Here is a 6,794-nt window from a genome sequence, read left to right as displayed (position 1 = left end):
TTTTAGGGCGTGAAAGACAACCCCTCCGGTTCGCTAGCGCGAACCACCTCCCCTTTGCAGGGGAGGTGAACCCCTCTCCTGGTCTGTCACTCGACACGTAGCCCCAAACGGCCTCTATCGGCATTTTTAGTTATTGATTATCACTGACCATAAGGATAGAATGAGGCCCTGTCGGATCGTCGGCTTTGACTTCGGGATTCGGCCAACCACGGAACGGAGGTAAGGGGTATGCCCAACTTGACCCTGGCCATTGAAAAATACATTCAGGAGCTCTTCGAGACGGAGACGGAACCCTCCGTCTCCCTCCGGCGCAAGGAGCTGGCGGAGTTTTTCGGCTGCGTGCCGAGCCAGATCAACTACGTCCTGCGGAGCCGCTTCACGCCAGAGCGCGGCTTTTTGGTGGAGAGCCAACGGGGCGGGCACGGGTACATCCGCATCCTGCGCATCTCCTGCGAGGAGCCGGAGGAGCGCCTGAAGCACGTCGAGGACATCGTGGGGGACTCCATCTCGGAGCAGGACTGCCGCCGCCTCCTCCAGTCCCTGCAGGAGCGCGGCCTCATTACCGTGCGCGAGCGCCTTCTGATCGAGGTGGCGCTGCGGCACGCCGACGAGATGGGACGCAGCGATTTCGACCTGTCCCAGCACAAACGAAGCGTCATTCAGGCGGAGATGCTGAAGAGGATGCTGCGGGGCCTGATGCTGGCCTGAACGCACGCCGTTTTTTCACACTAAGGAGAGCATGACATGTGGCAATTTTTCACGGAACGAGGCAAGAGAGTCATCCAGCTGGCCCACCACGAAGCGCTTCAGATGGGGCATCCCATGGTGGAGCCGGAGCACCTCCTGGTGGGGCTGGCGCAGGAGGGCGGCGGCATCGCCTGTCGCGCCCTGATCGAGTTGGACGTGTCGCCTGAGAGGCTGTGCACCCACATCCGGGAGATCATGGGGCGATCCCAGCCCGCGTCCAGGCCCATTGACCTGCCGCTCAGTCCGCGCATGAAGAGGGCGCTTGAGCTGTCCATGGTCGAGGCCCGCAAGATGGGCGTCAACTACGTCGATACGGAGCACATCCTGTTGGGCGTCCTGGCGGACGAGAGCAGCATGGTGGTCCAGCACTTCCTGACGATGGGGATCACCAGGGAGGCCGTCCTGAAACAGGTGACCACCATCATCGAAGCCAGCGCAGTGAGCGCCGGGGGGGGCCAGGGGCAGAACGTGGAGCTCCTGACGGACCGGCTGAAGCGGCAGAGCAGGAGCCGCACGCCGACGCTGGATCAGCTGGGAGTGGACTTGACCCGGAAGGCCCGCGACGGCGAGCTCGACCCCGTCATCGGGCGCGAGCGGGAGATCCGCCGCGTCATCCAGGCGCTGTGCCGACGCACGAAGAGCAACCCCGTCCTGATCGGCGACCCCGGCGTCGGCAAGACGGCCATCGTCGAGGGGCTGGCCCAAAAGATCGCGTCGGGCGCCGCGCCGGACCCCCTGAGGGAGAAGCGCATCATCCAGCTCAACACGGCGAACCTCGTGGCGGGCACCAAGTACCGGGGGGAGTTCGAGGAGCGGCTGCGCCGCATCGTGAAGGAGCTCTCCGACTCCGGCGAGGTCATCCTCTTCGTGGACGAGGTGCACACCATCGTCGGCGCCGGCAGCGCCGAGGGGGCAATGGACGCGGCCAACATCCTGAAGCCCAGCCTCTCGCGCGGGAAGTTCCAGATGATCGGCGCGACGACCCAGGCGGAGTACCACAAGTACGTGGAGCGCGACAGCGCCCTGGAGCGCCGCTTCCAGCCCATCCTGATCGAGGAGCCCGGCATCGAGGACTCCGTCAGCATCCTGCGTGGGCTCCGGGACCGTTACGAGGAACACCACCAGGTCACCTTCACGAACGACGCCCTCCAGGCTGCAGCGAGCCTCTCCTCGCGCTACGTGCAGGACCGCTTCCTGCCGGACAAGGGCATCGACCTCATCGACGAGGCCGGGGCACGGACCCGGCTTCGGTCGCTGGACCCGCCGGAGTCCGTCCGGGAGCTGGAGCGCCGCCTCGCGGACACTCAGCGCCAGAAGGAGGAAGCCGTGCTGAATCAGCAGTTCGAGCGCGCGGCGCAGCTGCGCGACGAGGAGCACGCCCTGGCGGACCAGCTCGAGGCTGCGATGGAGGAGTGGCGCAGCGGACGGAGCGAGGCGCGCGTCGAGGTCACGGGCGAGGACATCGCCGAGGTGGTGGCGGAGATGACGGGCATCCCGGTGAAGCAGCTCACGGAGACGGAGACGGAGCGACTCCTGCGCATGGAGGACGAGATATCCTCCCGCCTGATCGGACAGGACGAGGCGGTCAGCGCCGTGGCGCGGGCCATCCGCCGCGCGCGCACGGGCCTCCACGACCCGCGGCGGCCCATCGGCAGCTTCCTGTTCATGGGCCCCACCGGCGTGGGCAAGACGGAGCTGGCCCGTTGCCTGGCCCGATTTCTCTTCGGACGCGAGGACGCCATGATCCGCATCGACATGAGCGAGTTCATGGAGAAGCACGAGGTCTCGAAGCTCCTGGGCGCCCCCCCCGGCTACGTGGGGCATGAGAGCGGGGGGAAGCTGACGGAGGCCGTCCGGCGACGGCCCTACTCCGTCATCCTGTTCGACGAGATCGAGAAGGCCCACGCGGAGGTCTACAACGTCCTGCTGCAGATCCTGGACGACGGGCACCTGACCGACGGCCAGGGACGCAGGGTCGACTTCCGCAACACGGTCATCATCATGACGAGCAACGTCGGCGCGAAGGAGGCCCAGCAGGGCAGCGCACTGGGCTTCGGCTCCGCGGAGGCGTCGGAACAGCGAAACTGGGAGCACCAGAAGGCCGTCATCATGGAAGAAGCTCAGCGCACCTTCCGGCCGGAGTTCCTGAACCGCATCGACGAGATGGCCGTCTTCCGTCCCCTGTCGCGGGACAGCCTGCTGCGCATCGTCGACGCCATGCTGGCGGAGCTGGACGGTCGGCTGAAGGGACAGGGACTCTCCCTGGACGTCAGCGTGGGGGCGAAGGAGAAGATCCTGGAGAAGGGCTTCAAGCCGAAGTACGGCGCCCGCCCCCTGCGCCGAGCCATCCAATCCCTGCTGGAGGACCGACTGGCCGACTCCCTACTGGCGCGGAAGTTCGCGGACGGCACGCGCATCGACGTCGACGTCGAGGACGGGGAGCTTCGCCTGGCCCCTCACGGCGCGAAGGACTGACCGGTGCCGACAACCCGGGACGCGGCCTCCGTCGAGGCACAGCTCGCCGCCGCGCGGAAGCTGAGGGCGGAGGTGGACGCCATGAGCTTCGTCCCGCCTGCGGCGGCCGTCTACGACCCCCTGGACTACGCCTGGGACGCCTTCTCGGCCTACGTGAGGCGTTTCGGACGGGGGCGGAAGCGCGTGGTGTTCCTGGGGATGAACCCCGGCCCCTGGGGCATGGCTCAGACGGGAGTGCCCTTCGGCGAGGCCGCCGTCGTCCGGGACTGGCTGAAGCTCGACGTCCCCTTGAACGGCAGGCCGGCCCGTCCGCACCCCGCCTATCCCGTGGAGGGCACCGCCTGCAGGCGTTCCGAGGTCAGCGGCCGCCGCCTTTGGGGACTCTTCTCCGGGCGCTTCGGGACCCCGGAGGGCTTCTTCGCAGAGCACTTCGTCGTCAACTTCTGCCCGCTGCTCTTCATCGCCCCCTCCCCGCGCAAAAACGGGACGGAGGGAGGGCGCAATCTCACGCCGGACCGCCTGCCTCCGGAGCTCCGGACGGCCCTCTATGCAGCGTGCGGCGAGCACCTGCGCGCCGCGGTCCACGCCCTCTCCCCCAGGTGGGTCGTCGGCGTGGGGGCCTTCGCCGAGGCCCGTGCGCGGGAGGCGCTCTGCGGCACAGACGTCCAGGTCCTGCGCATCCTTCACCCCAGCCCGGCCTCCCCCGCCAGCAATCGGGACTGGGCGGGGACGGTCACCCGCCAGCTCTCGGAGGCGGGGGTCTGGCAGGCCTGAGCGAGACGTTTGGCGCTGAAGTTCCGTTTTTGAATTACCGAGCTCGAACGGAATAGAAAGCTGAAACAAGGGAAACACTGATTAAGTTGTTGAGAACTGTCAACCGTATGGGCTCCCTCAGTGCCTGAAACTTCATCAGGTCGTGCGAAGCGCGTGGGGATTGGGACTGACGGCCCGTGAGCAAGGGCGAACGGCTGCCGGAAGGCTCCCCGAAGGGGGGGCGTAGCCCCATTTTAAAATTTCAGGGAAACGCTGAAGGATACCCTTTGTTTGATGCTCCTTGATTGCTTTCAACAACTTTTGAAGATTAATCAGCGCTTCCCAAGGGAAAGGGGGTAGAGGCAGCGCGTCCTTCGCCTCTACGGGGGCGACGGATCGCTTGCGGCGCGGATGGGCACGACGTCACGCTGGTGGAAGCGCGATGAGGATGGGCGCGTCGCCTGTGGCCTGTGTTTTCGCGGGTGCCGCATCACAGACGGGGCCGCAGGGGCTTGTGGCGTCCGCCTCAACCACGGGGGGACGCTCCTCTCGCCCTGGCTCGGACGGTTCTGCGCGCGGGCCGTGGACCCCATCGAGAAGAAGCCCCTCGCCCACTGGCGGCCCGGCAGCCTCATCTACTCGCTGGGAAGCCTGGGCTGCACGATGGACTGTCCCTTCTGCCAGAACTGGCGCATCGCCCGACCGGCAAAAAGCGTCTACGGCGCCTACGCCTCCGTCCCGTTCCTGCCGCCGGAGGCGCTGGCGAGGGAGGTCCGGGGCCTGGGGCTGGACGCTCTGGCCCTCACCTACAACGAGCCCACCCTTCAGGCGGAGTACCTCCTGGAGGCCGCTCCCCTGCTGAGGGAGGCGGGGATCGCGACGGTCCTCGTCACGAACGGGGCGATGTCGGAGGAGGCGGCGCGGGACCTCCTGCCATGGATCAGCGCGGCGAACGTGGACCTCAAGGCGTTCACGCCGGAGGGGTACCGACGGCTCGGCGGGGACCTGGAGGCCGTGAAGCGGACCGTCGCCCTATGGGTGCGGGGCGGCGTCCACGTGGAGCTGACGCACCTCGCCGTTCCCGGACTGAACGACGACATGGCGGCCTTCGCGGCGATGGTGGGCTGGATCGCCTCCCTGTCGCGAGACATCCCCCTGCACATCACGCGCTGTTTTCCCGCGCGGCGCCACGACGCACCGCCCACGTCCCGCGCCCTCCTGCGCCGCATGGAGGACGCAGCCCTCGCAGAGCTCGCGCACGTACACCTCGGAAACGTGTGAGCCCTCAGGTAGCTACAGCCTGAGCAACATCCCACTGGCCGCCGCCTGGACGGTGCCGCGGCGCAACCCCTTATCGGCGATCCGAACCTTTTTGCCGTGGCGCGCCAACTCCGCCGTCACAAAGACGCCTGCGGGGCCTGCGCCAACGATCGCGGCGTCACAGGTCCTTACGGCTGTGCGGCCCCCGCAAAGCGCTCCGGGAAGAAGGCCTTCACGTCGTCCAGGAACCTCTCCACGCGCTCCGGCGTTTTGATGAAGGCCGGGTCCGCCAGGTCCAGCTCCAGGACGTTCGGGATCTGCATCTCCTTGCGCACGAATTCGAGGAACGGCTGATAGGCGTCGAAGAGCAGGCGCCAGTACTCCACCCCGGCGTCGATCTCGTCCTGACGGCCCCGTGCCCGAATGCGGCGCAGGATCTCCTCAAAGGGGCAGCGCACCAGGACCAGGAGCCGCGGGGACGCCGTGTTCCGCAGGAGGGAGTCGTAGAGCGTCAGGTAACAGCCGAACTGGCTGTCCGTGAAGTAGTGCTGCTTGTAGTAGAGCGTGGCGTAGACCTTGTCGCCGAAGATGCTGCGGTCCATGATGTAATCGTTTTCCTCCGACGCGCAGAGGTACTGCGCAAAGCGCGTCACCAGGAAGTTCAGCTGCATGGGGAACGCCCACCGCCTGTCGTGGTGGAAGCGGCTCAAAAGGTCGTGCTGGTCGCGAAACTCCTCCGGCATCACCTTGAACCCCAGGCGCTCCGCCAGCAGGTCCACCACCGTGGACTTGCCACTCGCCGTCATGCCCTCAACGATGATCTGAATCTGTCCCAAATCCACACACCATCCTAAATAAGGGAAGCGCTGATCAACTCGAAAAGTTGTTGAAAGCAACCAAGGATCATCAAAGTAAGGTATCCTTTAGCGCTTCCCTAAAATTTTAAAATGGGGCTACGCCCCAATCCCCACGCGCTTCGCGCGGCCTGATGAAGTTTCAGGCACTGAAGGGAGCCCATATGGTTGACAGTTCTCAACAACTTAATCAGTGTTTTCTAAAGATCGCCTACGGCCGGGTCAGCCCAACCGTCTATCGGCCCTCTCCGTCCTCCGCCGTCACGGCGCGGTTCCCGCCGTTCCGCTTGGCCCTGACCATCGCGTCGTAGGCCGCGCCCACCAGGCTGGAGAGGTCCATCTCCGCGCGGAACTGTGCGATGCCGACGCTGAGCGTCAGGGCGCCCTCCACACCCAGGGAGCTGCTGTGCGCCACGTCCCGCATCGAGTCCGCCAGGAGCCGCGCCGCCTCGGAAGAGCGGGGCGTCAGCACCATGAACTCGTCCCCTCCCCACCGCCCGATGACGTCCTCCACGGCGAGGAGCCCCTGACAGAGGGCGATCAGCGTCTTCAGGATGAGCTCTGCCGCCACGTACCCCCGGCTCTCGTTCAGGCGCCGGAAGCCGTCGATGTCCATGATCATCAGGCTGAGGGGCGTCTTGTCGCGGACGGCGCGCTCCATCTCTCGTGACAGGACGCGCTCCATACCCTGGCGGTTCAGGACGC

Annotated in this window: 7 protein-coding genes; 4 read left to right on the top strand and 3 right to left on the bottom strand. The window is 66.2% G+C overall.

Features of this window, described 5'->3' with window-relative positions:
* The first annotated feature begins 228 nt into the window (after window positions 1-228).
* The 4 genes from SY1_RS12125 (at window position 229) to SY1_RS12110 (ending at window position 5,256) form a co-directional block, all read left to right on the top strand.
* Window positions 229-708: a CtsR family transcriptional regulator gene (locus SY1_RS12125; protein ID WP_015557198.1), complete on the top strand. Its 480-nt coding sequence runs from the start codon at window positions 229-231 to the stop codon at window positions 706-708.
* A gap of 36 nt (window positions 709-744) precedes the next feature.
* Window positions 745-3,222, top strand: a complete 2,478-nt coding sequence (locus SY1_RS12120; RefSeq protein ID WP_015557197.1) for an ATP-dependent Clp protease ATP-binding subunit — start codon at window positions 745-747, stop codon at window positions 3,220-3,222.
* 3 nt (window positions 3,223-3,225) lie between these two features.
* Window positions 3,226-3,996 (top strand): uracil-DNA glycosylase family protein, encoded by a 771-nt coding sequence (locus SY1_RS12115; RefSeq protein ID WP_208873902.1) that lies wholly within the window; start codon window positions 3,226-3,228, stop codon window positions 3,994-3,996.
* A 390-nt stretch (window positions 3,997-4,386) separates the two neighbouring features.
* The gene (locus SY1_RS12110) at window positions 4,387-5,256 is read left to right on the top strand and encodes a radical SAM protein (RefSeq protein ID WP_015557196.1); all 870 of its coding nucleotides are present in this window, start codon (window positions 4,387-4,389) and stop codon (window positions 5,254-5,256) included.
* Window positions 5,257-5,268: 12 nt separating this feature from the next.
* Here the strand turns inward: SY1_RS12110 and SY1_RS12105 are convergent, their stop codons facing one another.
* From SY1_RS12105 to SY1_RS12095, 3 genes are all read right to left on the bottom strand, one after another.
* Window positions 5,269-5,406, bottom strand: coding sequence for an FAD-binding protein (locus SY1_RS12105; protein WP_208874074.1), 138 nt, complete (start codon window positions 5,404-5,406; stop codon window positions 5,269-5,271).
* A 17-nt stretch (window positions 5,407-5,423) separates the two neighbouring features.
* Window positions 5,424-6,071 (bottom strand): deoxynucleoside kinase, encoded by a 648-nt coding sequence (locus SY1_RS12100; protein WP_208873901.1) that lies wholly within the window; start codon window positions 6,069-6,071, stop codon window positions 5,424-5,426.
* A 253-nt stretch (window positions 6,072-6,324) separates the two neighbouring features.
* Window positions 6,325-6,794 (bottom strand): GGDEF domain-containing protein (locus SY1_RS12095; protein WP_208873900.1); only part of this gene is annotated, 470 nt, incomplete at its 5' end.

The organism is Fretibacterium fastidiosum (assembly GCF_000210715.1).
GTDB classification, from domain to species: domain Bacteria; phylum Synergistota; class Synergistia; order Synergistales; family Aminobacteriaceae; genus Fretibacterium; species Fretibacterium fastidiosum.
This window is presented reverse-complemented; position numbering and strand designations above follow the sequence as displayed.